The sequence below is a fragment of the Stutzerimonas sp. FeSN7 genome (genome assembly GCF_030263795.1).
Lineage (GTDB): Bacteria > Pseudomonadota > Gammaproteobacteria > Pseudomonadales > Pseudomonadaceae > Stutzerimonas > Stutzerimonas stutzeri.
Genome location: NZ_JARPMN010000001.1, coordinates 4,264,635 through 4,289,429, shown reverse-complemented (window position 1 = coordinate 4,289,429; position 24,795 = coordinate 4,264,635). Strand labels below are relative to the sequence as shown.

Below are 24,795 nucleotides of genomic sequence, written 5' to 3'. Positions count from 1 at the left end.
CGCCCTTAGCATGGCGCGACTGTTCATTACGAGGAACCGCGCGCCATGAATACCGAAGAAGCCATTCGCACCCGCCGCGCCGTCAAGGCCTACGACCCCAGCTTCCAGCTGAGCCGTGAAGAAAAGGACGAGCTGCTGCAACTGGCACTGCTGGCGCCTTCTGCCTTCAATCTGCAGCATGTGCGCTTCGTCGAGGTCAGCGACCCGGCGCTGCGCGCGCAGATCCGCGAGGTGGGCTGGAACCAGGCGCAGATGACCGACGCCTCGATGCTGGTGGTGATCTGCGCCCAGGTCGACAGCTGGGAAAAGAATGTCCGCCGCGTCTGGGAAGGCGCACCGAGCGAGGTGCAGGACTACATGGCCGGCGCCATCGATGCCTATTACCGTGGCAAGCCGCAGGTGCAGCGTGACGAGGCCATGCGCAGCTGCGGTCTGATGGCGCAGACGCTGATGCTCGCGGCACGGGCCAAGGGCCTGGATTCCTGCCCCATGGATGGCTTCGATTTCGACGCGGTCGGCAAGCTGATCAACCTGCCGGACAACCATGTCATCGCGCTGATGGTCGCGGTGGGCAAGCGCGCCGCCGAGCCGAAGCCGCGTGTCGGCAAGCTACCGTTCGACGAGGTGGTGATTCGCGACCGCTTCTGATCGCGCTCAGGAAGACCGGGCGGAGGGCGCGTTGCGTGCTCCCGCCCGGCCCCGGCGTCCTTGTTCGTGGCGCTCAGTTCTGATTCCTGCAGGCCTCGGACAGCGTCCGGTAGGCCAGCTTGCGTTCGGTACCGGTGGAATCGCGGTAGGTCATCTCCGCATCGGTCACCTCGCAGTAGGGGGTCGGCTTGATCTTCACCGACAGCACCGAGGCGACATCCAGTCGGGTGCCGTAGGTGTAGGGCTGAGCCTTGGCATCATCAGCCTGGGCCAGCGAGGTAAACAGCAGGGCAGTGGCAATAAGGGTTGCACGCATGGCGGGGCATCCTGTTCTGGTTCATAGGTCCGTCCTGTTTTTGCCTGCCGGACCACCTGACCCGGCGTTGCTTGTGCTTGTTGTCAGGAGCCCAGGCATCGTAGAAGTAGATAGGCGCCTAACGGTAATTGCGGATTCCAATCCGCGCGATTGACGGAAATGCCTGGCCGTTCCGCTGCTGCACCGTCCCAAGGATCCTCGGCGTCGCACCCGGCCGACGAGGCGGGTCGATGCGCAGTGCCCTCTGCTGTCTTTTGCTACCCTCCTGCCTCCCGTCACAGGAGCGACGCCGCATGATCGAACAGACCCTCAGGCAGACGTTTGGCTACGACAGCCTGCGTCCGGGCCAGGAACAGGCCATTCGCGCCGTAGTGGCGGGGCGCTCTGCGGCGGCGATCTTTCCTACCGGCTCGGGCAAATCCCTGTGCTACCAGCTGCCGGCGCTGCTGTTGCCGCATCTCACCCTGGTGGTCTCGCCGTTGCTGGCGTTGATGCAGGATCAGCTGGCCTTTCTGCAGCGGCATGGCATCGTCGCCGGCAGCATCGACTCGGCGCAGAGCCGCGAGCAGGCCAGCGAAACCATGGCGCGGGCCAAGTCCGGCGAACTGAAGATCCTGATGATCTCGGTGGAGCGACTGAAGAACGAGCGTTTCCGCCACTTCATCAGTCAGGTGCCGATCTCGCTGCTGGTGGTGGACGAGGCGCACTGTATTTCCGAGTGGGGGCACAACTTCCGTCCGGATTACCTCAAGCTTCCCGACTATCAGCGCCAGTTCAATATTCCCCAGGTACTGCTGCTGACTGCCACGGCGACGCAACCGGCGATCGCCGACATGCAGGCCAAATTCTCGATTGCAGCGGATGACGTGGTGACCACCGGCTTCTACCGGCCCAATCTCAATCTGCTGGTGGAGCCGGTCAGCGGCTTCAACAAGCAGCGCCGGCTGGTGGAATGGCTGACGGGCAAGGCGGGGCAACCGACCATCGTTTATGTCACCCAGCAGAAGACCGCCGAGCAGATTGCCGAACACCTGGCGCAGCGGGGGTTTCCGGCCAGCGCCTACCACGCGGGCATGGCACACGAGCAGCGTGAATCGATCCAGCGTCGCTTCATGGCCGGCGAGCTGAACTGCATCGTCGCTACCATCGCCTTCGGCATGGGCATCGACAAGGCCGATATCCGCAACGTGGTGCACTACGACCTGCCCAAGTCGGTGGAAAATTACAGTCAGGAAATTGGTCGGGCAGGGCGCGACGGCAACGCTTCGGATTGCCTGGTGCTGGCCAATCGCGACAGCCTCAGCGTGTTGCAGAACTTCGTCTACGGCGATACGCCGGAACGCGAGGGCATCCGCTGCGTGCTCGACGAGCTGCTGCAGGCCGGCGCCGGCGGGCAATGGGAGCTGATGCTCAACCAGCTATCCGATCAGAGCAACATCCGCCAGCTGCCGCTGAAAACCCTGCTGGTGCAGCTGGAGCTGCGCGGCATCATCGCACCGCGTTTTGCCTACTTCGCCGAGTACCGCTTCAAGTACCTGCTCGAGCCCGAGGCGCTGGTAGCGAAGTTCGACGGCGAGCGGCGACAGTTCGTCGAAGCCATCGTGCACACCTCGGCGCGGGCGCGAACCTGGTGCACGCTGGATTTCGAAGCGCTTTACGGGCAGCACGGCGCCGACCGCGCGCGGGTGGTAAAGGCGCTGGAATATTTCCAGGAGAAGGGCTGGATCGAGCTGGAGAGCAAGCAGATGACCGAGGTCTACGCGCTGCTCGACACGCGCTTCGATGCCGAGGCTCTGAGCCGCGAGCTGCACGCCTACTTCAAGGAGCACGAAGCCAGCGAGATCGCCCGCATCGACAACATGCTGGCCCTGTTCGAATCCGCCGAATGCCTGAGCCAGCGACTGGCCGCCTATTTCGGTGATCGCCAGGCACCACAGCGCTGTGGGCATTGCTCGGTCTGCAACGGACAGGTCGCGAAGCTGCCGGAACCGCCGACACTGGCGCCGCTGGAGCAGATCGACCTGGCCGCCCGCTGCGCAGAGTTCAGTGAGCGTTACGCGCAGCTCAAGGGCGGTGCGCCGAGCGCCGAGTGCCTGACGCGCTTTCTCTGCGGCATCAGCGTGCCGGTGTTCACCAAGCTCAAGGCGCGCCAGCTCCCCGGCTTCGCCTCGCTGGAGGCCTATCCCTATGCCGAGGTTCGTGCGCGCTTGGCGGTTTAGCGCGCGGTCAGGCCGATCAGCCGGTCGGCGACGCCCTTGGTCTGGCGTGAGGTGTCCGCCGTCAGGTTGCTAGAGTTCTCCAGCGCGTCGAGCAGGCCGGTCAGCGAGCCGACGCCCGCCGATTGCGCCTCGATGTGCTGCGCCACCGCGCGGATTTCGCTTGCCAGACGGTCGATATCCGTACCGATCTCCTCGGCGTTCCTGCCGGTGATTTCGGCGAGCTTGCGCACCTCGTCGGCCACCACCGCGAAACCGCGCCCCATGTCGCCGGCCCGCGCTGCCTCGATCGCCGCATTGAGCGCCAGCAGGTTGGTCTGCCCGGCGATCTGCTGGATGGTCTGCACCACTGATTGGATTCGCTGGCTCGACTGCGCCAGGTCGCGGGCGCTGCTGACCACCTCGTCGGCCTGGTGAACCATCTGCTTGACCGAGCTGCCGGCCTGCTCGATGACGGTGCCCTGCTGGTTGATGTTCAGCGTCAGGTCATCCATCGAACCGTGCAGCTCGGTGGCGCACTGGCTCAGCTGTTCGGACATCGAGCGACGCTCCTCGTCAGCCTGCGAGAGCACCTGGCCAAGGTCGGCCAGGCCGCGGAACACCGGGCGGATGTGTTCGTCGAGGCCGTTGATGTCCACCGCGCTGCTGTAGTCCTGGCGCTTGAACTGCTCGATCTGCTTGACCACCACCTGGCTCAGGCCGGTGAGCTTCTTGATCTGCCGACGCAGGAAGAACGCCTTGAATTCACCGTGATAGGCGATGAAGTTGTCGGTGTATTCGTCGTGGAAGTCGTCCTTGCCGTTGGTGCGGAAGAAGAACACCGCGGTCAGCGTCTGGTTGAGATTTAGGCCGAGGATCTCGCCGAAGGTCGAGTAGCCGGCCACCGGCACGTCGTCGAACACCGGGTCCATGCCACCGAGTGCCTGCTCGTTATTCAGCCGGCGCAAGATGCAGTCGTTGAGGATGCCCACCAGCGGCTTGCCGGGCTTGTTGCGCATGAACTGCTGATAGTCGCGGCGGGTGGTTTCGGCCAGCGGGGTGCGCTTGACCATGATCAGCTCCTCGCCGGGGGCGACGTCGCAGAACAGATGCACACGCTCGTTGGCGAAGTCGATCTTCGAGATCGATCGGACGAAGACTTCCTCGCCGACACGGATGGCGAATGAGTAGTCGGCCAGCCGCTGCTCCAGCTCCTGCGGCGCGCACCGCAGCGCCTCGCACAGCGCCTGGACCATGCTGCGAATGTTGCCGCGGGCATCGACCACCTGGCTGATGTAGCGATCCTCCAGGGAGGCGCTGAGCACGCTCAGACTGAGCGGCGTGGGCTCGAAGTTCTGGCTCTTGAACACCCCGAAGCGGACGTTACGGGCGCACTTGAGAAAGACGATCAGTGCGTGGTTCTGGTAGCTGCGCTGGCCGTCGTGCAACTGCGTGCGCTGGAAATCCAGCTTGCCGCCCGCCGAGCCGCCGACAAACAGACAGGGGAAGCGTCCGGACTCGTACAGCGCTTCCATGAAGAACGACTCCGAGGCGGACAGGCCGTCGAAGAAGATGTTGGCCAGGGTGTCGCGGTAGTCGATCTTCATCGATACCTGCACGCGCTTGATCGATGCCGTGAGCCGGGCGATGCGCTCGCTCATGGGCAACCGCTGGCCCTGGCCGCGGATATCCTCGCACTCCAACGGTACCCGGACGATCTCCGCGGCCGCGATGACGCTGGCGTCGAACAGCTGCAATACCACCCGATCCCATTGCGCGCCGGCGGCGCAGTAGAGCCGCTGGCCCTCGCTGGACAGCTCGCCGGCAGTGGTGCACAGGCTGATCGTCGCCCGTGGAAAGCGCTGCGATACCTGCCGCGCGACAGCGTCCAGGTCGACGTGCGGCGAGACGAAACCGGCGATGTATGTCGGCTCGAAGCGCAGGGCCGTTAACTGCTGGCTCAGTTGCGACGCCGTGCAGAGCAGGCTCGCCGTACCGCTGGATTGCGTATGGCCAGGCTTGAAACGGGAGAACGAAATCATGGGCAGTACTCACGCTTGAGGGACGGAGCGGGAAACTCGGCCGCTCCCGCACTAGCCATCGCAGGCTGTTCATCGTTATCGGCAGCCGGAACGGCGCTCTGTAGGCCGTGCGGTGGCGTCGCTGACAGCCAGGTTATCGGCCGCCGAGCCGGGGATCGCCATACCACCATGGTCTTCATCCGGAAGTACTGAATGGGCAACCTGGCCACGCTTTTGTCAGTGACGGCGTTTGATATGGCTCAACTGCCGGTTGCTGTGGTTATGCAATTGTCGACCAGCGACCTCTTGCCGCAGACGTTGCGGCCGATAGCCAAGGACAAGCCTCCCAAGGAGCGATGCCATGACTCGCCTGTTCAGTGATCTCGGATTCCGTTGGAAAATCACTCTGCCTATCTCTGCGCTTGCCATTCTGCTGGTGCTGATGGGCGCCGTCGGTATGCGTGGCATTGAGCGAGTCGCAGATTCCAGCGAGTTGCTGGCTACTCGGCATCTACCAGCGATCGGCTTGCTGCTCAATGCCGACCGCGATCTCTATCAGGCTTTCGTCGCCGAGCGCAGTTTGCTGGACAGCGATGCCGGCGCACACGTCCAGGCGCTCAAAGCCAGCCACGCGGAGAACCTCAAGCAGGCCTACGATCGGGTGCAGAAATATGCTGCCATGCAGCCCGGCCGCGACGCGCTGGCCCTGGTCGAGCAGTTCAACCGCGGTTTCGAGCAATGGTCGACGGTGTCCAAGCGTGTAATAGAGCAGGTCGAACAGAATCCTCAGGCTGCCAGTGCATTGAGCTTTGGCGACAGCGAATCGCGCTTCGACGCCATGCGCGATGCCATCGACAAGCTCGGCGAACTGGAAGAGGCTGCAGCCGATGCCGAGGGCCAGGCCGCGTTGGCCGAGGGCGCGGCCACCGCGACCCAGCAAGGGGTGGTGTTGCTGATCGGCCTGCTAGGCTGCGTTGTGCTGGTTCTTGGCCTCCCGTTGGTGGTGCTGCGGCCGATGCGGCGGCTGCTTGACCGCCTGCAGCAGATCGCCGAAGGCGATGGCGACCTGCGGGCTCGCCTTGAGGTGCGCTCTGCCGATGAACTGGGCCAGCTCGGCACAGCCTTTAACCGCTTTCTCGACAAGCTACAGCCGTTGATCGCGGAGGTTGGACGCGTCACTGCCGAGGTCGAAACCGCTGCTCGTGGCATGGCCAGCATGGCTGAGACCAATGACCGCCTGATCAGCAGCGAACACGCCGCCGTCGATCAGGTGACTACGGCAGCGACCGAAATGAGCGCGGCGGTGCATGAGGTTGCGCTCAACGCGCAGCATGCTTCGGACGCCGCGCATGCGGCACATATGCAGTCCAACCAAGGCGCGGCGGTGGTCGGCAGCACCATTCAATCGATCCGCCAACTGGCGCAGGATGTCGAAGGCGCGTCGCAGACCATCGGCGCGCTGGCCGACGAGACCGCCAGCATCGGAGCGGTTCTCGAGGTGATCCGTGGTATTGCCGAGCAGACTAATCTGCTCGCGCTCAATGCTGCCATCGAGGCGGCGCGCGCTGGCGAGCAGGGCCGCGGCTTTGCTGTCGTGGCCGATGAGGTGAGGGCGCTGGCGGCGCGGACGCAGGACTCGACCAAGGATATCCAGTCCCGCATCGAGCGGCTGCAGAGCGGCGTCGACAAGGCGGTGCAGGCGATGCATACCGGCAGCAGCAAGGCGCGCGACAGTGTCGAACGGGCCGAGGGGGTCGATCAGGTGCTGGCAGAGGCGTCGGCGTCGGTACAGCGCATCAACGACATGGCCGCGCAGATCGCTACTGCATGTGAGGAGCAGAGCTGCGTCACGGAGGAGATTGCCCGCAACATCACTGACATCCGCGATCTGTCGAATGAGGCGGCGACCTATTCATCCCAGGGCAAGCTCGCCAGCCAACAGCTTTCCGGCTTGGCTAAGACGCTGGCTGACCTAGTCGGGCGGTTCCGTACGTGATCGCGTCGTACTACAACGACCCCCACAACAACCTGCCCAAGCCGCTGTCCGCAGGCAGCAGGAGTAGGCTCAGGACAAGCACCAGCAGCAGTCCGACCGCGTAGCTGAGGGCGCCTAACCCGACGGCAGGGTTCGTCTGTTTTGCGCGAAGAGGTGACTGCGAGCTTGTTACTGTGTTCTGTTCGCGTGGCTGGCGAAGCGAAAAGGACATGGCGGCCTCATCTATTGTGCCCGCTGTTCTGCTGCGGACATCGAGCGGCGCAGTAGAACCTAAATGGAGGCTTATTGCCACTACTCGTCGCGAGTGTCTGGGTTGGGTGTAGCTACCCAGCGTGACTGAAACATCGAGAAAAGCTCCGGTACGCCAGCTGGCTCGCGAGCCTGCATGGCTCGACCATACTCATGGGCCGGGTCATGCAGGTCAGCTTGCCAAATTTGGAGGATTTGCTCATGTTCACGCGCCGTCAGCTGCTGCAACGTTCCGCCCTTATCGCCACGCTCTCTGCCCTCGGCCCGCTGCTGCCTGCGCTGAGCTTCGCTGCGCAGGGCGTGCTGCGGCGAGCCATTCCTGCCACCGGTGAAACGCTGCCGGTGATCGGTCTCGGTACCTCCATTACGCATAACGTGAGCCTCGATGACCCACAGATGGACCGCCTGCTGGAGGTGCTGCGGGTGATGGTGGAAGGCGGTGCCTCGCTGATCGACACCGCGCCGAGCTACGGCAATGCCGAGCGCGTCGTCGGCGAACTGGTCAAGCGCCAGGGCCAGCGCGACAAGGTCTTTCTTGCCAGCAAGGTGTCTTCGACCGGACGCGAGCGCGGCCTGGCGCAGATCGAGGCGAGTTTCGAGGCACTGCAGACCGACACCATCGACCTGATCCAGGTGCACAACCTGCAGGACACCCGCACCCAGCTCGGCCTGCTGCGCGAGCTCAAGCAGGAGGGGCGGGTGCGTTACATCGGCGTGACGCACTATGTGGAGTCGGCCCACGATCGCCTGCTGGACACGCTGAAACAGGAGCAGGTCGACTTCGTGCAGTTCAACTATTCGGTCAGCGAGCGCAACGCCGAGAAGCAGCTGCTGCCCTACTGCGCCGACCACGGCATCGCCACCCTGATCAACCGGCCCTTTACCCGCGGCAACCTGCTGTCGAAGGTCCGGGACAAGCCGTTGCCGGACTGGGCCGCCGAGATCGACGCCAGCTCCTGGGCGCAGCTGCTGCTCAAGTTCATCCTCGCCGAGCCGGCGGTGACGGCGGTCATTCCGGCCACCTCCAATCCGCGCTACATGGCCGACAACCTGCTCGCCGGCCAGGGCCGTCTGCCCGACGCGCGGCAGCGGCAGATGATCGTCGACGCCTTCCGCTGAGCCGGGTCGCATGCCCGTCGCCTCCGCCGCGCTGATCAACGCCCGCCCCGGCGAACTGCGCGCGGCGCTGGCCGGCTTCGGCCTGTTCTTCTGCCTGTTCGCCGGCTACTTCATGCTGCGCCCGATCCGCGAGTCCATGGGCATTCAGGGCGGCGTGGAGAATCTGCAGTGGCTGTTCACCGCGACCTTCGTTGCCATGCTGGTGGCGGTGCCGCTGTTCGCCTGGCTCAACTCGCGGGTGGCGCGCATCCATTACATCGACTGGGTGTACGGCTTCTTCTGCCTCAACCTGCTGCTGTTTGCCGCGCTGTTCTTCGCGTTGCGTGACAGCGTCTGGCTGGCGCGTGTGTTCTATGTGTGGATCTCGGTCTACAACCTGTTCGTGGTCTCGGTGGCCTGGAGCCTGATGGCTGATGTGTTCGATGCGCCGCAGGCACGCCGGCTGTTCGCCTTCATCGCTGCCGGGGCCAGCGTGGGCGGCCTCGTCGGCCCCGCGGCAAGCGCGCTGTTGGTCGGCGTGCTCGGGCAGTTCGGGCTGATGCTGCTGGCGGCGCTGCTCCTGCTAGCCGCGGTGGCGCTGAAGCACTTCCTGATGACCTGGCGCGAGGTACACGGCGCCGGTCGGCCCGGTGCCGAGCACGCGGAAAGCCCGAAGCGGCCGGTGGCCGGCAACCCGTTCAGCGGCCTGACACGGGTGCTGAGATCGCGCTATCTGCTGGGCGTCGCGGTGTTCGTGCTGTTGCTGACCACAGCCAGCACCTTCCTCTATTTCGAACAGGCGCGCCTGGTTGCCGAGCTGTTTCCCGACCGCGTCGAGCAGGTGCGGGTGTTCGGCGCCATCGATTTCGTGGTGCAGGCCGGGGCGCTGCTGTCGCAGTTGTTCATCACCGGGCGCATCGCCCAGCGTCTGGGCGTGCGCGTGCTGCTTGCCGCCGTGCCGGCGCTGGTCTGTTTGGGCTTCGTCGGGTTGGCGCTGGCGCCGACCTTCGCCGTGCTGGCGGCGGTGATGATCGTGCGCCGGATCGGCGAATACGCCTTCGTCCGCCCGGGGCGCGAGATGCTTTTCGCGCCGCTGGATGCGCAGAGCAAGTACAAGGCGAAGAACTTCATCGACACCGTGGTCTATCGCGGCGGCGATGCGCTGAGCGGCTGGGCCAAGAGCCTGCTCGACAGCCTCGGCCACGGCGCCTGGCTGGTGGCCGTGGTGGGCGCTGTCTGCGCCGCGATCTGGGGCGTGGTGGGCTGGTTTATCGGCGGCCAGGCCGATCGTAAAGCGGCGGTACAGTCTGCTCCCGGACGAAGCCGCTGAACCTCGACCCCGCGTACGCCTCGAACTCTAGTAGGTACGTCATCTATCAGGAGTACTCGTATGCATGTTCAGGTCAACAGCAACCACATTCCCGGCAGTGTCGAATTGCATGAGTGGGTCGGCACGACGGTAGAGGATCGGCTCGAGCGCTTCGACGATTTTCTCACCCGTGTGGAAGTGCATATCAGCGACGAGAATGCGCAGAAGGCGGGTGCCGACGACAAGCGCTGCCAGATCGAGGCGCGGCCGAAGGGGCATCAGGCGGTGTCGGTCACGCATAAGGCCGAATCGCTGCAGCTGGCGGTCGATGGCGCGGCCGACAAGATGCAGCACGCGTTGGAGAACCTGATGGGCAAGTTGGACACTCGCGTGCAATCCAGCGGCGAACTGAACGATCCGCTGCTGGACGAGCCGCCGCAATCCGTCAAGGACGCGATGCTGGAAGAGGAGTTCCTGGAGAAGCAGAGCGAGCTCGACAAGTGAGCACGACGCCCCGGCTGCGGTCGGGGCGACTCGCACTACTCAAATCTTCCCGCGTCTCGCATCGCGATGATGCAGCAGGCGATATCACTCGATCCGTCCCGGTTTACCGACATGCAGATCATCCTCGTGCGGCACGGCAGACCCGACCATGGCGCGGCACGCTGGAGCACGCCGATCGGGATGAAAGCCTGGGTTGCGCGCTACAACGCCGCGGCGGTGGCCACGGGCGAGCGTCCGGATAGCCTGGTGGAGCTGGCCGGGTCGGTGGGCATCGTGGTGTGCAGTTCGTTGCAGCGCTGCGTCGAATCGCGTTCCCAGCTGGCCTGCGATTGTTGCCAGGAGCCCGACCCGCTGTTTGCCGAGGCCCATCTGCCCTATCCGGACTGGGGCCTGCCATTGCTGCCCTCGCGGTTCTGGCGACTGGTATTCCGTGGCGCCTGGTTTCTCGGCTTCTCCAGCCACACCGAGCCTGTCGGCGAATCAACCGACCGTGCCCGGGCGGCGGCGGATCGGCTGATCGCACTCGCTGAGGAACATGGCAGCGTGCTGCTGATGGGCCATAAGATCATGAACGCGCTGATCGCTCGCGAGCTGCGCCGACGGGGCTGGAAGGGCCCCATGTTTCCGCTGCTTTCGGGCTACTGGCAGCCGAGCCGTTACACCCGGGCATAGCTCAGAAAAACATCAGGTCGATGGCCCCGTCACAGCCGCTAGGCGGCGAGAGCCGCTTTGGCTTGCCAGATGAAACGTTTCAGCTAACGTGTGCGGGAGGCATAACAACAAAGGGAACACTCATGACACGTTTGCAACGCCTGCTCGGCCTGAGCATCTGCCTGGCGACTCCAGCCATGGCCTGGGAACAGGTTCTGATCGACCACGACAAGCCCGCGAAAAACTGGCGCGTCACCAGCGAGGAACTGGGCATCGATTCGGCAAAGCCGTTTTCGGTCAGCATGCGCACGCTGCACGGCGGGCGGCAGGAAGGGGTCAGCCTGATCGAGATCGACAATGGCACCATGCGCATGACAGTCGTCCCCACGCGTGGCATGAACGTGCTCGAAGCGGTTGCCGGTGACGTCCGGCTGGGTTGGGATTCGCCGGTGCAGGAGGTGGTCAATCCGGCCTTCATCGAACTCAACGGGCGCGGCGGTCTGGGATGGCTCGAGGGCTTCAACGAGCTGGTGACCCGCTGTGGCTTCGAATGGGTCGGGCATCCGGGCGAGGACAACGGTGAGCTGCTTACGCTGCATGGCCGTGCAGCCAACATTCCGGCTTCACGCGTTGTGCTGACCATTGACGAAAAGCCGCCGTACGCCATCCGCCTGCGCGGCGAGTTGCAGGAAAAGGCTTTCAAGAAGCTCGACTTCGCCATTCACACTGAGCTCAGCACCGAGCCGGGGCGCGCCGGCTTCTCGCTGCACGACACCCTGACCAACCAAGGCGACTATGCCAAGGAATATCAGGCGCTGTACCACACCAACTTCGGCACGCCGCTGCTGGAGGAAGGGGCGCGCTTCGTTGCGCCGGTCAAGCAGGTATCGCCGTTCAACCCGCGCGCGGCGAAGGAACTGAACGACTGGCAGCGCTACCGCGGGCCCACCAGGGACTACGACGAGACGGTATTCAACCTGGTGCCGTATGCCGACGAGCAAGGCGAAACCCTCACCATGCTGCACAACCGTGCCGGCAGCCTGGGGGTCAGTGTGGGCTTCAATACCGGCGAGCTGCCGGTTTTCTCGCTGTGGAAGAACACCGATACCGAGCAGCAGGGTTACGTCACCGGATTGGAGCCGGGCACCAGCTATTCCTACAACCGCCGCTATCAGCGTGCCCTCGGCCTGGTGCCGAAGATCGAGCCGGGCGAGCAGAAACATTTCCGGGTGAGCTACGAACTGCTGGCCGACAGTGCTGCGGTGGAACGCGTGCGCCAGCGAATCGAGGCATTGCAGGCAGGACGGGAAACCGAGGTGCGCGAGCAGCCGCTGGTCGACCTAAGCAAGGACTAGGCGGCCATGGTCGGCTCCGGCAGGGTTCAGGCCGCTTCGTTGTCTGCGTGCAGATATAACCGTTCGTCGCTATGGCAAATGGCTTACAAATACCCGCGCCGTTTTCCACTTCTGACCGCTCTGCCGGGTAATTAATCTACACCCACTCTGATGCGCAGGACGCGCTCAGGATCAGGATGATCGACCTAAGCCAGGAAGGCATTCGAAGGGAATTCGGACCGGTCAGAAAAAACCCGCCTCGGCGGGTTTTTGCTTTTTCAGCGGAACACGCGGGCGATGCAAGACAACGAAATGCTGTGCCGGTTCCATCTATGGCAAAAGGCTTACACGGATCGAAGTTTTTGGCTGTTCTAACGTCTTAGGCGGCTGCGTATTCTATGCCCATCTCTGCAGCGCAGGACGCGCTCGGGATCATGGATGATCGACCACTGCCAGGAGGCGCGCCGAAGGATTCGGAATGGTCACAAAAACCCGCTTCGGCGGGTTTTTTGTTGCCTGCAGGAAAAGCGGCCGCCACGCATTCGAAACGGCAAGGAACTCGCTGCTGCCTCAGCCGTTGTCCAGCAATGCGCGGATCTTGCCGAGCAGGCCGGCACCCTCGAACGGCTTGAGTACCAGCTCCATGCGCTCGTCGACGAATCCCTCCCGGCTGGAGGCCTTTTCGGCGTAACCGGTCATGAGCACCACGGGCAGCGCCGGTCGCGAGCGCCGGGCCCATTCGGCCAGCTGTCGACCGGACAGGCGTGGCAGGCCGACGTCGGTCAGCAGCAGATCGATGGATGGGTCGGCCTCCAGCAGTGCCTGGGCGGTTTCCACATCGCCGGCCTGGCTGCAGCGATAACCCGCCTCGATGAGGGTCTCGGCGATCAGCATGCGCACGCTGGGCATGTCTTCCACCACCAGCACGTGCTCATGGCCGGCCAGACGCGCCGAATCTTCGGACGCCGCGCTGGGTACCAGGCTCGTTTCGCCGTCGGCGGCTGGCAGCAGCAGGGTCACGTCCGTACCGACGCCCAGTGTGCTGCGAATGTGCGCGTCGCCGCCCGACTGCAGGGCGAAACCGTAGATGCTCGACAGTCCCAGGCCGGTGCCGCGGCCCTGAGGCTTGGTGGTGAAGAAGGGGTCGAACACCTTGTCGAGGACGGCGGGATCGATGCCCGTGCCATCGTCGCTGACGCACAGACCGATGTAACGGCCGGCGGCCAGTTCAGGGTGCTGGCTGGCATCGGTGGAAAAGGTCCGGATGCCGATGTGGCCGCCTTCGGGCAGGGCGTCGCGGGCATTGATCACCAGGTTGAGCAGCGCGCTTTCGAACTGGCTGACATCCACCCGTGCCACGGCCGGCCCCTCGGTGAAGTCGACGCTCAGGGTGATGCGCTCGCCGATGGTGCGCCGCAACAAATCCTCCAGCGAGCGGATGCGCTCGTTGATGTCCAGCGCGCGGGCGTCCAGCGGCTGCTTGCGAGCAAAGGCCAGCAGGCGGTTGGTCAGCGATGCGGCACTGCGCGCCGAACTCAGTGCGGCGTCGGCGAAGCGCAGCACGCTGTCGGCGCGGCCTTCGATGATGCGCTGCTTCATCAGCTCGATGCCGGTGATGATGCCGGTGAGCAGGTTGTTGAAGTCATGGGCGATGCCCCCGGTCAGCTTGCCCAGGGCATCCATCTTCTGCGCCTGCAGCAGCTGCTCTTCGGTACGCGCGCGCTCGGCCACCTCATGGGCCAGCTGGCTGGTGGTGGTGGCGATTTCCTGCCGCTGGGCGCGCTCACGGTGACGCTGCTCGGTGACGTCCTCGACGAACACCAGGCCCAGCCCCTGAGTGCGATAGGGCGAGATCTGCCATTCGGTCTCCCGCGTTTCGCCGTTGACGCGCATCGCCAGGGAGGTGCGCCAGCGGTTGCCGGCCTGAAGCTGGGTGCGCAGCTCGTCCAGCACGGCGTCCTGCCCGGGGAGGACGCAGTCGGCCAGCGGAGCTGAACGGTCCTCGGCGCCGACCAGGCGCTCGAAGGCATGGTTGCATTCATGCAGCTGCAGCTGGGCATCGAGCACCGCGATGGGTGCCGCAACGTGAATGAATATCTCGCGAAAGCGCGCCTCGCTTTCGCGCAGGGCGCGCTCGGTGTCACGCACCCGCAGCAGCGTGCGCAGGGTCGCCAGCAGCACATCCGGGTCGACCGGGTGAATCAGGTAGGCATCGCCGCCGGCATCGAGGCCGGTGATGATGTCGCCGGTCTCGATGGAGGCTGCGGACACATGGATCAGTGGCAGCAGCGCGGTATTCGGGTCGGTGCGAAGCTGGCGCGCGATGTCGAAGCCGCTCATGTCCGGCAGGTTGACATCGAGAATCAGGGCATCAGGCATGGCGCCGGCCACCAGCGCCAGCCCGTCGCTGCCGGTGCCCGCCTCCAGCACCTGGTAGCCATGGCGCTCCAGCACCCGGCGCATCGCGTAGCGGGTAGTGGCGTTGTCGTCGACGATCAGCAGACGGCTTTCACGCCCCATCGCTTCCCTCCGCCTCGATGCTGAACGGGATGATCACGTAGAACTCCGAACCCTTGCCGGGCTCGCTCCGCAGGCCGACCCGACCGCCCAGCAACTCGGCGAAGCGTTTGCACAGGGCGAGTCCCAGACCCGTGCCGCGCAGGCGCTTCTGCAGCGGGGAATCGACCTGGGCGAAGTCCTCGAACAGGCGATCGTGCAGCTGTGGTGCGATGCCGATGCCGGTGTCGGTGACCGCGAAGCGCACCTGCTGCGGGGTCTCCATCCGTGCCGAGACACGCACTTCCCCTTGGGTGGTGAATTTCAACGCATTGGAAATGAAGTTGCGCAGAATCTGCGCGAGCTTCTTGTCGTCGGTGTAGAAGCGCGGCAGCCCCTGCGGTTCTTCGAAGATGAGGTCCACCGGCGAGCCCTCGACGATGGGCCGGAACATGCCGCGCAATGCCGAGAACAGGTCGAGCATGTCGAACCAGGCCGGCGAGATGCTCACGCGACCGGCCTCGATCTTCGCCAGATCGAGCAGATCGTCGACCATCTCGCTCAGCTCGCTGGCGGCCGAGCTGACGAAACGCACCTGCGTGTGCTGTTCCGGGCTCAACGGGCCGTCCAGTTCGTCGCTGAGCAGGCGGGTGATGCTGAGGATCGAGCCCAGCGGCGTACGGAACTCGTGGCTCATGTACGACAGGAAGCGGCTCTTCAGGTCCGAGGCCTGGCGCAGCTGCTCGGCCTGGGTGTCCAGCTCGGCATACAGCGCCAGTACACCCTGATTGGTTTCTTCCAGTTCGGCGCGCAGCGATTCATTCGCCCGGCGCAGCTGTTCGAGCTGGCCGGCGTCGCCGGTCTCGGGGGACGTCGGATCAGCCACGGGGAGCCTCCAGATTGAGTGCCAGCACGGTCACGTCGTCGCGACCGCGGCAGAAGTCGCGATGCAACAGTGCGGCGATGATGGCCGGGTGACGGTGAACGAGACCGGGGTAGTCGCGCAGATTCCAGCGTGTTTGCAGACCATCGCTGTAGAGCACCAGGAGCCGCGCCTCGCCCAGCGGGTAGTCGAAGACATGCGCCTTGCGAAAGCGCACGCCGACGATGCCTGGATGTGAGGCCAGGCCACGCGAGCCCTCGCTAGCGATCAGGCTGGCGCCGATATTGCCGATGCCGGCGAAATCCAGCGTCTGACGCTGGCCGTCGAAGTGCGCGATGGCTGCGGCGCCGCCACGAGTGCCGTTCATCGCCTGGTGCATATTGCCGAACAGGGCGAAGGGGGAATCCAGTGGGGATTCTGCAAACGCCACCGCACCTGCCAGCGCGGCCTGCTGGGCAAGCTCGCCATGGCCGATGCCATCGATGACCAGGGCACTGCAGCGCTGCCCATCGAAGGCCAGCTGCCAGGCGTCGCCACAGGCTGTTTCGCCTGGATAGGGATGCTGGCTGACGCCGTAGCGCCATGGCGGCGGCTGCACGCCGCGAGGAAACAGCTGCGCCAGCACCACCGAGCCGCGGGCATCGGAATAGGCGTCGAACACCTGGGCCTGACGCGCCAGCGCGCCGAGCCCGATGCCCTGGGTGCCGCGGGTGGAAAATCCGTCGGTCAGGCATTGATCGAGGTCGAAGCCTGGTCCGCGGTCGACCGCGATGATTTCGACGCCGCGCCCCTCTCGCCCAGGAACTACGCGCAGGTGCAGTTCGCCGCGCCCGGCGTGCTTGAGCAGGTTACTGCCCAGCTCGGTGGCGAGCAGGGCGACGCGCCCGGCATCGGTGGTGTCGAAGTCGTGCTGTTCGGCCAGCCGCTGGGCGACCCGGCGGGCGTGGCCGATCTGGCTGTTGTCTTCGATCAGCAGGACCTGGGTGACGCTTCCCTGAACGTTCATGTCCACCGCGTGATGGTGATTCGGGTGCCCGCGCCGACCGTGCTGTCGAGTTCGAACTCGTCAACCAGCCGCTTGGCGCCGGTCAGCCCCAGGCCGAGCCCACTGCCGGACGTCCAGCCGTCGGTCATGGCCAGCTTGATGTCGGCGATGCCCGGGCCTTCGTCGCGAAAGGTCAGGCGCACGCCGACCCGCGTGCCGTCCTCGATCAGCTGCCAATCCATATCGCCACCGCCGCCGTAGACCACGGTGTTGCGCGCCAGCTCGCTGACCGCCGTGACCAGCTTGGTCTGGTCGATCAGGCGCATGGCGCATTCCTGGGTCAGCTTGCGCACGGTCTGCCGCGCCAGCACGACATCCTGTTCGAGGCGCACCGGCTGGCTGCCGCTGCTGCGTACGATCATTGCGCGGCCACGCGGGCGCGCAGCAGCTGCATGCCGCGCTCGACGTTCAACGCGGTGCTGACGCCGGGGAGGTCGAGACCGAGTTCGACCAGGGTGATGGCCACGGCCGGCTGCATGCCGACCACTACGGTCTCGGCGTCCATGATCCGTGACAGGCCGGAGATGGTGCCGATCATGCGGCCGATGAAGGAGTCGACCATGTCCAGTGCGGAGATATCGATCAGCACGGCCTTTGCCGACGTCGCGCTGATGCGTTCGGCCAGGTCGTCCTGCAGGGTCAGCGCCAGTTGGTCGTGCATGTCGACCTGGATGGTGACGAGCAGGAACTCGCCCATCCGCAGAATAGGAATTCGATCCATCAGGCGGTCCTGGTGACGGTGAGGCCGGAACGGCGCAGGGCGAGCGCGAGGGCATCGGCCAGGCTGGCCTTGGTGACGATGCCCTGCAGGTCGAGTCCGAGGTGGACGATGGTCTGCGCGATCTGCGGACGCACGCCACTGATGATGCAGTCGGCGCCCATCAGGCGAATGGCAGTGACGGTCTTGAGCAGGTGCTGGGCAACCAGGGTATCGACGGTGGGCACGCCGGTGATGTCGATGATGGCGATTTCCGAGCCGGTGTCGACGATGCGTTGCAGCAGCGATTCCATCACCACCTGGGTGCGCTGCGAGTCGAGGGTGCCGATCATCGGCAGGGCGAGAACGCCATCCCACAGCTTGACCACCGGGGTCGAAAGCTCCAGCAGCTCTTCCTGCTGGCGCTTGATCACGTCTTCACGCGACTGCTGGAAGGTGCGTACGGTGTGCAGGCCCAGATGGTCGAGCAGCTCGGACACGGCCCACAGCTGCTCGGCGAATACTGCGGGTTCGTTGGCGTATTCGCTCTGCAGCAGGGGCATCAGCGGGCGCTTGGCGGCGAAGATGAAGCCGGCGGTCTGCTGCGAGTCGAAACCCAGCAGGGCGCGGCTGCGCGACAGGCGCTCCAGGTAGGAACGCATGGCGTCCCAGGCCGGGCCGGCGATGTCGGCCGAGCCGTCGGCGGTGCCGCTGATCAGCAGGCGGATGAATTCGGCGGTCTGCTGGGTCAGTTCTTCGGGTTTTACGTTATGGAATCCGCCCATCTCCTGCAGGTCGCTTTTCCAGCTGCCGAGCAGCTCGGTCTGGTTGCGTGCAATGGTGTCGATGGTGCGTTGTAGCAGGGCCGCCATAGGGTAATAGCTCCGGAGTTGTCTGGGTCGTCCATGTCACCATGGCGAAGTATCAGGGATAGATTTCGGCCTTGCGTCGATGTTCCGCGAATCGCAGCGGAACGTGAAAACTTTCCGAGCGTTGCCGATGAAAGTGGGCCGGATGGTAGCAAATAGATATTGGCGGCAGGCAGGTCGTTCCGCTTAAGCGCCGTTAGGCAGGCGCGACGCCGTCGATCTGCTCGATCAGCCATTGCAAGGCTGCATCGTTCTGCCGCTGCGCCACGCTGACGATGTCCAGGCCGAAGGGGCCGAGGTCGAACGGCAGATCGAACAGCTCGAGCGGCAGCAGCCTGGCGAAGTGGCGCGCCAGCTGCGTTGGCAGCACCGCGGCGAGGTCGCTGCTGGCGACGATGTGCGCGGCCTGCAGGTAGTTTGGCGTGGTGTAGACCACCTCGCGCTCCAGCCCCTGGCCCTCCAGCCACTGGTCGACCATGCCGCGGGTCTGACCGCCGTGCACCCACAGATGCCGCAGGCGCAGGAAGGCGTCGAGGGTCAGCCGCCCGGAGAGCAGTGGATGGTCGCGGCGCACCGCCACCTGCAGCGTTTCGCTGGCCCAGTGGCGCACATGAAAGCGCGAAGGCACGTCGAGGAAACGCCCCAGCACCAGGTCGACCTCACCATTGTCCAGCGCGTCGGTGGGCAGGGTCGGGGTCAGGTGCTGGATCGCCAGTTGAATGCCGGGTGCATGCTCGGCCAGGCGCCGCATCAGTGCCGGCATGCAGATCAGTTCGACGTAGTCGGTCACGGCGATGCGAAAACGCTGCTGGCTGCACGCCGGATCGAAGGCCTCGCCGGCAATCAGGCTGTGTTCGATCTGCTGCAGCGCATGACGGATTGGCGCCTCCAGCGCCAGGGCTCGCGGCGTCGGCTGCATGGCCCGGCCGACGCGCACCAGCAGCGGGTCGTCGAGCAGTTCGCGCAGGCGGGCCAGGGCATTGCTGACCGCCGGCTGGCTGAGCGAAAGCCGCTCCGCCGCCCGCGAGACGTTGCGCTCGCGCAGCAGGGCGTCCAGCACACGGAGCAGGTTGAGGTCGAAGTTGTAGATATTCATTTGGTGAATCCGAAACATCACAAGACTAAATTTCAAAAATAGTAGCGTCTTCGTCTATGGTTGGTCTCCAGTTTTTCCAGCCTTGCAACGAGGACAGCTGCAATGAGCCAAACCCAATTCGATATCCAGACCGCAGCCGTGATCGGCGCGGGCACCATGGGCCGCGGTATCGTCATGAGCCTGGCCAACGCCGGCGTGCAGGTGCGCTGGCTGGACAACAATCCCGAGATGCTGGAACAGGCGCTGGGCGCGGTGGCCGACACCTACGCACACAACGTGCGCCAGGGGCGGATCGACGAGACTCAAGCGGCTGCGCGACGGGCCTGCATCAGCAAGGCGGCTGATTACCAGGCGCTGGCCGATGTCGATCTGGTGATCGAGGCGGTCTACGAAAACCTCGAGCTCAAGCAGCAGATCTTCCGCGAGCTGGACGGCATCGTGAAGCCGAGCGGCATCCTTGCCAGCAACACCTCCGCGCTGGATATCGACGCCATCGCCGCAGTCACTGGCCGCCCCGAGCAGGTTGCGGGTCTGCACTTCTTCAGCCCGGCGCACATCATGAAGCTGCTGGAGATCGTCCGCGGCGCGAAGACTTCCAAGGCCGTGCTAGACGCCTCCACCGAACTGGGCAAGCGCATGGGCAAGGTCAGCGTGATCGCCGGCAACTGCCCGGGCTTCATCGGCAACCGCATGCTCGCCACCTACGTGCGCGAGGCGCGGATGATGCTGCTCGAAGGCGCCTACCCGCATCAGGTGGACGCCGCGCTGCAGGGCTTCGGTTTTGCCATGGGGCCGTTCCGCATGTACGACGTGGTCGGCATCGATCTGGAATGGCGTGCCCGCGAACTGTCCGGCAAGGGCCAGGATGAGCCTGAGGTGCAGGTGGATAACCGTCTCTGCGAGCTGGGCCGCTTCGGCCAGAAATCGCGCATGGGCTACTACCGCTACGCCGAAGGCAGCCGCCAGGCCGAGCAGGATCCGGAAGTGGATGCCCTGGTGCAGCGCGAGTCCGAGCGCCTCGGCTATGAGCGCCGCGAGATCGGCCCGGAGGAAATCCTCGAGCGCTGCCTGCTGGCGCTGGTCAATGAGGGCGCCAAGATTCTCGAGGAAGGCATGGCCGAGTCCAGCGCCGATATCGACACCGTCTACCTCTACGGTTACGGCTTCCCGGCCGAAGTTGGTGGCCCGATGACCTGGGCCGACCGTCAAGGTCTGCCGGCCATTCGTGAGCGCCTCAACACATTGGCCGAGCGCCACGGCGAGCACTGGCAGCCGGCCGGACTGATCGACAGCCTGGCCACACTCGGCGGCCGCTTCGCCGACTACAAGAAGGAGGCATGAGCATGGAATACAAGGCTCCCCTGCGTGACATGCGCTTCGTGCTGCACGAGCTGTTCGACGCCACCGGCCATTGCGAATTGCTCGGCAACGGCCTGGACCGCGAGCTGATCGACGGTGTGCTGGAAGAAGCGGCGCGCTACACCGGCGGCGAGATCGCGCCGCTCAATCGCAACAGCGACGAAGAAGGCGTGACCCTGGAAAACGGCGAAGTGCGCACGCCGCAGGGCTTCGTCGAGGCCTACAAGCAGTACGTCGACAACGGCTGGGCGAGCATGACCGGGCCGACCGAATACGGCGGCCAGGGCTTCCCGCAGCTGGTGGCCTGCAACTTCCACGAGATGCTGATGGGCGCGTCGCTGTCCTTTCGCATCTATTCCGGCCTCACCGAAGGCGCGGTGCTGGCGCTGTACAAGCACGGCAGCGATGAACTGAAGAATGCCTATCTGGAGAAGCTGGTCAGCGGCCGCTGGAGCGGCACCATGTGCCTGACCGAGCCGCAGGCCGGTACCGACCTCGCCCTGCTGCGCACCCGCGCCGAGCCGCAGGCGGACGGCAGCTACAAGGTCAGTGGCAGCAAGATCTTCATCTCCGGCGGCGAGCACGACATGAGCGAGAACATCGTGCATCTGGTGCTGGCGCGCCTGCCGGATGCGCCGGCCGGGGTGAAAGGCATCAGCCTGCTCTTGGTGCCCAAGTTCATCGCCAATGCCGACGGCACGCCGGGCGCGCGCAACGCGCTGAGCTGCGGCGCCATCGAGCACAAGATGGGCATCAAGGGCGCGGCGACCTGCGTGATGAACTTCGACGGCGCCACCGGCTGGATCGTCGGCGAGCCCAATCAGGGCCTGGCGTGCATGTTCACCATGATGAACGACGCGCGCTTCCAGGTCGGCTTGCAGGGGCTTGGCATTGCCGAACAGGCCTATCAGGGCTCGCTGGCCTATGCCCGCGAGCGCCTGCAGTCTCGTGGGCTGGCAGGCGCGCAGCATCCGGACAAGCCAGCCGACCCGATCATCGTGCACCCCGACGTGCGCCGCATGCTGCTGACGCAGAAAACGCTGGTCGAAGGCAGCCGCATGCTGGCGGCCTACTGCGCCCGCCAGCTGGACCTCGAGCATGGCCATCCCGAGCCGAGCTACCGCAAGGCGGCGAGCAAGCGCGCTGCGCTGCTGATCCCCATCGTCAAGGCATTCTTCACCGACATGGGTCAGGAGGTGGCGAGCCTCGGCGTGCAGGTCTACGGCGGCCACGGCTATATCCGCGAATGGGGCATGGAACAGCTGATGCGCGACAGCCGCATCACCCAGCTCTACGAGGGCACCAATGGCATTCAGGCGCTGGATTACATCCGCCGCAAGCTGCTCGGTGACGGCGGCGCGGAACTGTCGGCGCTACAGGCGGAATTCAGCGAGATTTGCGACCGGCAGATCGATCGCCCTGCGCTGCACGCTCTGGCCAGCAAGGTGCAGATGCGTCTCGGTGAGTGGCGCGAGCTGACGGCCGAGCTCATCGCTGCCACCGGTCGCGATCCCCAGGAGATCGGCGCGGTGTCGGTGGATTTCCTGCAGTACTCGGCCTATGTGTTGTTGGCCGGTCTCTGGCTGCAGGCCGCGGCGCGTGCACAGGATGCGTTGGAGCAGGGCGCCGGTGAGGAGGCTTTCTATCAGGCCAAGCTGGCCAGTGCGGATTTCTATCTGCGCCGTGTGTTACCGCGGGCGAGTGCGCATCGGGAAGCCATTCAGGGTGGCGCGGATTGTTTGATGGCGCTGCCGGAAAGCGACTTCGCGTTTTGAGCTAATTGATCACTGGAGGCACCGATGCATCCGTTCAGCTTTGCCACAACCGCTCAATTGATCTGCGAGCCTGGCTCGTCGCGCCGGCTGGCCAGCCTCTGCAAGGAGCGTGGGGCGCGCTCGGTGCTGGTGGTGACCGACCCGGGCATCACCCGTTTCGGCCTGCTCGACGAAGTCCTGCCGGGCTTCGAGACGGAAGGCCTGCAGGTCGCGGCTTACGATCAGGTCGTTGCCGACCCGCCCGAGCACATCGTCCTGGCGGCGGTGGCGCAGGCCAGGGCGTCCCGGGTCGATCTGATCATCGGCTTCGGCGGCGGCAGCTCCATGGACGTGGCCAAGCTGGTTGCGCTGTTGGCCCATCCTGATTGCGCGCAGTCGCTGCAGGATATCTATGGTGTCGGCAACGCCAAGGGCCAGCGCCTGCCGCTGATCCAGGTGCCGACCACCGCCGGCACCGGCTCGGAAGTCACGCAGATCGCCATCATCACCACCGGTGAGACGACCAAGATGGGCGTGGTCTCGCCCCTGTTGCTGCCGGACCTGGCGTTGCTCGACGCCGATCTCACCCTCGGCCTGCCACCGGCGGTGACCGCGGCCACCGGCATCGACGCCATGGTGCATGCCATCGAGGCCTACACCAGCGCGCTGAAGAAGAACCCCATGTCCGACCTGCTGGCCCGCGAGGCGCTGCGCCTCTTGGCGGGCAATCTGGACGAGGCGGTGCACAACGGCAGCAACCGCGAGGCACGCCAGGCCATGCTGCTGGGCGCCTGCCTGGCCGGACAGGCGTTCGCCAATGCGCCGGTCGCTGCCGTGCACGCGCTGGCCTATCCGCTGGGAGGCAATTTCCACATTCCCCACGGCCTGTCCAACGCCCTGGTGCTGCCGCAGGTGTTGCGTTTCAACGTCAGCGCGGCGGCCACGCACTACGGCGAACTGGCACCGATCATTCTCGGCGAGCGCCTGCGCACGGATGATCCGTCCACCTACGCCGAGCAGCTGATCGAGGAGTTCGAGCAGATGAGTGCCCGCGTCGGCCTGCCGACCCGCCTGCGCGACGCCGGCGTGCCGGAGGACATGCTGCCGCAGCTGGCGAAGGAGGCGATGCTGCAGCAGCGGCTGCTGGTCAACAATCCGCGCGAGGTCAGCGAGGCCGATGCGCTGGCGATCTATCAGGCTGCCTACTGAGCCAGTCTTCCTCTTCATTGCGTACCGCGAGAACGACCATGCCCGAGCAACCCAAACACCTGCGCCGCGACTACAAGCACTTTCAGCCCATCACCACGCGCTGGCACGACAATGACATCTACGGTCATGTGAACAACGTCGTCTATTACGGGTTTTTCGACACGGCGGTGAACAACTATCTGATCCGGCAGGGCGGGCTGGATATCCAGGATGGCGACATCGTCGGCTTCGTGGTCAGTTCGGCTTGCGACTACTTCGCCTCGATCACCTATCCGGACCTGATCGAGGTAGGTCTGCGGGTGGCCAGGTTGGGCAACTCGTCGGTGCAGTACGAGCTGGCGATCTTCCGCGAGGGCGAGCAGGAGGCCTGCGCGGCGGGCCGCTTCGTGCATGTTTTCGTCGAACGCGCAAGCAATCGTCCCACTGCCATCCCCGGGCGCCTGCGCGCCGCGCTGGAGGCCTTGAGCTAATCCGCTCGGCGCGGAAAGCTGAAGCCGTAAACGAGATCGCCCGGAGCGGCTGGGGCGATCCGGTGGTTGCTACGAGACGGCAACGGTGCCGTCTGCGGCACTCAATGGTGCTTGTGTTTGTGCTTGTAATGGCCTTTGGCTTTGCCTGGATGGCCGTAGTAGCGGCGATCATCCCGGTAGCGGCGGTCGCCCCGATAACGGTCGTCGTCATCGTCGCCGTAGGCGTTGCCGATCGCGCCGCCGGCACCGCCGCCAACGGCCGCGCCAATCAGGCCGCCGGTGCTGCCGCCGACCTTCTGGCCGATGACGTTACCACCTGCCGCGCCCAGGCCACCGCCGATGGCCGCTTCGGTGCGGCTGCGCTTGTCGGCGCCGACCATGCCACCTGCCGCACCGCCGACGCCGGCGCCGATGGTCGCGCCAGTCGAGCCACCCAGATGCTCACCCACCACGGAACCGAGCGCGCCACCGAGGGCACCGCCAACGGCGGCTTCGGTGTTGCTGCCGGCAAAGGCGGCGGCGCTGAGCAGGCTGGTGGACAACAGGAAAATCGAGGCGTACTTCATGGTGTGATCCCGTATGAGGAATTGCGGCGT

At 65.1% G+C, this 24,795-nt stretch carries 23 protein-coding genes; 13 read left to right on the top strand and 10 right to left on the bottom strand.

Annotation, left to right across the window (positions count from 1 at the left end; translation table 11 throughout):
- Positions 1-45 precede the first annotated feature (45 nt).
- Positions 46-648: a nitroreductase family protein gene (locus P5703_RS20540; protein WP_014595557.1), complete on the top strand. Its 603-nt coding sequence runs from the start codon at positions 46-48 to the stop codon at positions 646-648.
- A gap of 73 nt (positions 649-721) precedes the next feature.
- Here P5703_RS20540 and P5703_RS20535 read toward each other — a convergent pair whose 3' ends face one another.
- Entirely contained in the window at positions 722-964 is a 243-nt protein-coding gene (locus P5703_RS20535) for a DUF2790 domain-containing protein (protein WP_013981452.1), read from the bottom strand.
- A 293-nt stretch (positions 965-1,257) separates the two neighbouring features.
- Here P5703_RS20535 and P5703_RS20530 point away from each other — a divergent pair, with 293 nt between their 5' ends.
- Positions 1,258-3,183, top strand: coding sequence for a RecQ family ATP-dependent DNA helicase (locus P5703_RS20530; RefSeq protein ID WP_014595558.1), 1,926 nt, complete (start codon positions 1,258-1,260; stop codon positions 3,181-3,183).
- Here P5703_RS20530 and P5703_RS20525 read toward each other — a convergent pair.
- Positions 3,180-5,201: an FIST N-terminal domain-containing protein gene (locus tag P5703_RS20525; RefSeq protein ID WP_170799251.1), complete on the bottom strand. Its 2,022-nt coding sequence runs from the start codon at positions 5,199-5,201 to the stop codon at positions 3,180-3,182. The genes P5703_RS20530 and P5703_RS20525 overlap by 4 nt on opposite strands.
- A gap of 192 nt (positions 5,202-5,393) precedes the next feature.
- Here P5703_RS20525 and P5703_RS20520 point away from each other — a divergent pair, with 192 nt between their 5' ends.
- The 7 genes from P5703_RS20520 (at position 5,394) to P5703_RS20490 (ending at position 12,342) form a co-directional block, all read left to right on the top strand.
- Positions 5,394-5,561, top strand: a complete 168-nt coding sequence (locus tag P5703_RS20520; RefSeq protein WP_013981455.1) for a hypothetical protein — start codon at positions 5,394-5,396, stop codon at positions 5,559-5,561.
- Complete coding sequence (locus tag P5703_RS20515; RefSeq protein ID WP_125872522.1) at positions 5,542-7,176, top strand: methyl-accepting chemotaxis protein; 1,635 nt, start codon at positions 5,542-5,544, stop codon at positions 7,174-7,176. The genes P5703_RS20520 and P5703_RS20515 overlap by 20 nt, the downstream gene beginning before the upstream one ends.
- A 450-nt stretch (positions 7,177-7,626) precedes the next feature.
- Positions 7,627-8,544, top strand: coding sequence for an aldo/keto reductase (locus P5703_RS20510; RefSeq protein ID WP_125841838.1), 918 nt, complete (start codon positions 7,627-7,629; stop codon positions 8,542-8,544).
- A gap of 10 nt (positions 8,545-8,554) precedes the next feature.
- Entirely contained in the window at positions 8,555-9,853 is a 1,299-nt protein-coding gene (locus P5703_RS20505) for an NTP/NDP exchange transporter (protein ID WP_186415878.1), read from the top strand.
- A 60-nt stretch (positions 9,854-9,913) separates the two neighbouring features.
- Positions 9,914-10,336, top strand: coding sequence for an HPF/RaiA family ribosome-associated protein (locus tag P5703_RS20500; protein ID WP_011911539.1), 423 nt, complete (start codon positions 9,914-9,916; stop codon positions 10,334-10,336).
- 111 nt (positions 10,337-10,447) lie between these two features.
- Entirely contained in the window at positions 10,448-11,008 is a 561-nt protein-coding gene (locus tag P5703_RS20495; RefSeq protein ID WP_079327638.1) for a histidine phosphatase family protein, read from the top strand.
- Between the two features lie 122 nt (positions 11,009-11,130).
- Entirely contained in the window at positions 11,131-12,342 is a 1,212-nt protein-coding gene (locus P5703_RS20490) for an aldose 1-epimerase family protein (protein WP_079327636.1), read from the top strand.
- Between the two features lie 549 nt (positions 12,343-12,891).
- Here P5703_RS20490 and P5703_RS20485 read toward each other — a convergent pair.
- The 7 genes from P5703_RS20485 to P5703_RS20455 all read right to left on the bottom strand — a co-directional run bounded on the left by P5703_RS20485 (position 12,892) and on the right by P5703_RS20455 (position 19,407).
- Positions 12,892-14,841, bottom strand: coding sequence for a response regulator (locus tag P5703_RS20485; RefSeq protein WP_265660569.1), 1,950 nt, complete (start codon positions 14,839-14,841; stop codon positions 12,892-12,894).
- Entirely contained in the window at positions 14,831-15,703 is an 873-nt protein-coding gene (locus P5703_RS20480) for a sensor histidine kinase (protein ID WP_285589388.1), read from the bottom strand. Before P5703_RS20480 ends, P5703_RS20485 begins: the two co-directional genes overlap by 11 nt.
- The gene (locus tag P5703_RS20475; protein ID WP_285589386.1) at positions 15,696-16,706 is read right to left on the bottom strand and encodes an ATP-binding protein; all 1,011 of its coding nucleotides are present in this window, start codon (positions 16,704-16,706) and stop codon (positions 15,696-15,698) included. Before P5703_RS20475 ends, P5703_RS20480 begins: the two co-directional genes overlap by 8 nt.
- Positions 16,703-17,107 carry an ATP-binding protein gene (locus P5703_RS20470; RefSeq protein ID WP_003281109.1) on the bottom strand — a complete coding sequence of 135 codons (405 nt, stop codon included), beginning with the start codon at positions 17,105-17,107 and terminating at the stop codon, positions 16,703-16,705. Before P5703_RS20470 ends, P5703_RS20475 begins: the two co-directional genes overlap by 4 nt.
- On the bottom strand, positions 17,104-17,466 hold the full coding sequence (locus tag P5703_RS20465) for an STAS domain-containing protein (RefSeq protein ID WP_285589379.1): 363 nt from the start codon (positions 17,464-17,466) through the stop codon (positions 17,104-17,106). The genes P5703_RS20470 and P5703_RS20465 overlap by 4 nt, the downstream gene beginning before the upstream one ends.
- Positions 17,466-18,314, bottom strand: a complete 849-nt coding sequence (locus P5703_RS20460; protein ID WP_181090375.1) for an STAS domain-containing protein — start codon at positions 18,312-18,314, stop codon at positions 17,466-17,468. Before P5703_RS20460 ends, P5703_RS20465 begins: the two co-directional genes overlap by 1 nt.
- Positions 18,315-18,507: 193 nt before the next feature.
- Positions 18,508-19,407 (bottom strand): LysR family transcriptional regulator, encoded by a 900-nt coding sequence (locus tag P5703_RS20455; RefSeq protein ID WP_285589374.1) that lies wholly within the window; start codon positions 19,405-19,407, stop codon positions 18,508-18,510.
- A 102-nt stretch (positions 19,408-19,509) separates the two neighbouring features.
- Between P5703_RS20455 and P5703_RS20450 the strand changes: the two genes are divergently transcribed.
- The 4 genes from P5703_RS20450 to P5703_RS20435 are packed head-to-tail and all read left to right on the top strand — an operon-like array spanning position 19,510 to position 24,199.
- Entirely contained in the window at positions 19,510-20,748 is a 1,239-nt protein-coding gene (locus tag P5703_RS20450; protein ID WP_285589370.1) for a 3-hydroxyacyl-CoA dehydrogenase, read from the top strand.
- Between the two features lie 2 nt (positions 20,749-20,750).
- Positions 20,751-22,541: an acyl-CoA dehydrogenase C-terminal domain-containing protein gene (locus P5703_RS20445; RefSeq protein WP_234493052.1), complete on the top strand. Its 1,791-nt coding sequence runs from the start codon at positions 20,751-20,753 to the stop codon at positions 22,539-22,541.
- A 24-nt stretch (positions 22,542-22,565) separates the two neighbouring features.
- A complete protein-coding gene (locus P5703_RS20440; protein WP_234493051.1) occupies positions 22,566-23,729 on the top strand; it encodes an iron-containing alcohol dehydrogenase in 1,164 nt (387 codons plus the stop codon).
- Between the two features lie 38 nt (positions 23,730-23,767).
- Positions 23,768-24,199: an acyl-CoA thioesterase gene (locus tag P5703_RS20435; RefSeq protein ID WP_234493050.1), complete on the top strand. Its 432-nt coding sequence runs from the start codon at positions 23,768-23,770 to the stop codon at positions 24,197-24,199.
- 101 nt (positions 24,200-24,300) lie between these two features.
- Here the strand turns inward: P5703_RS20435 and P5703_RS20430 are convergent, their stop codons facing one another.
- On the bottom strand, positions 24,301-24,765 hold the full coding sequence (locus P5703_RS20430) for a YMGG-like glycine zipper-containing protein (protein ID WP_017244755.1): 465 nt from the start codon (positions 24,763-24,765) through the stop codon (positions 24,301-24,303).
- Positions 24,766-24,795 lie beyond the last annotated feature (30 nt).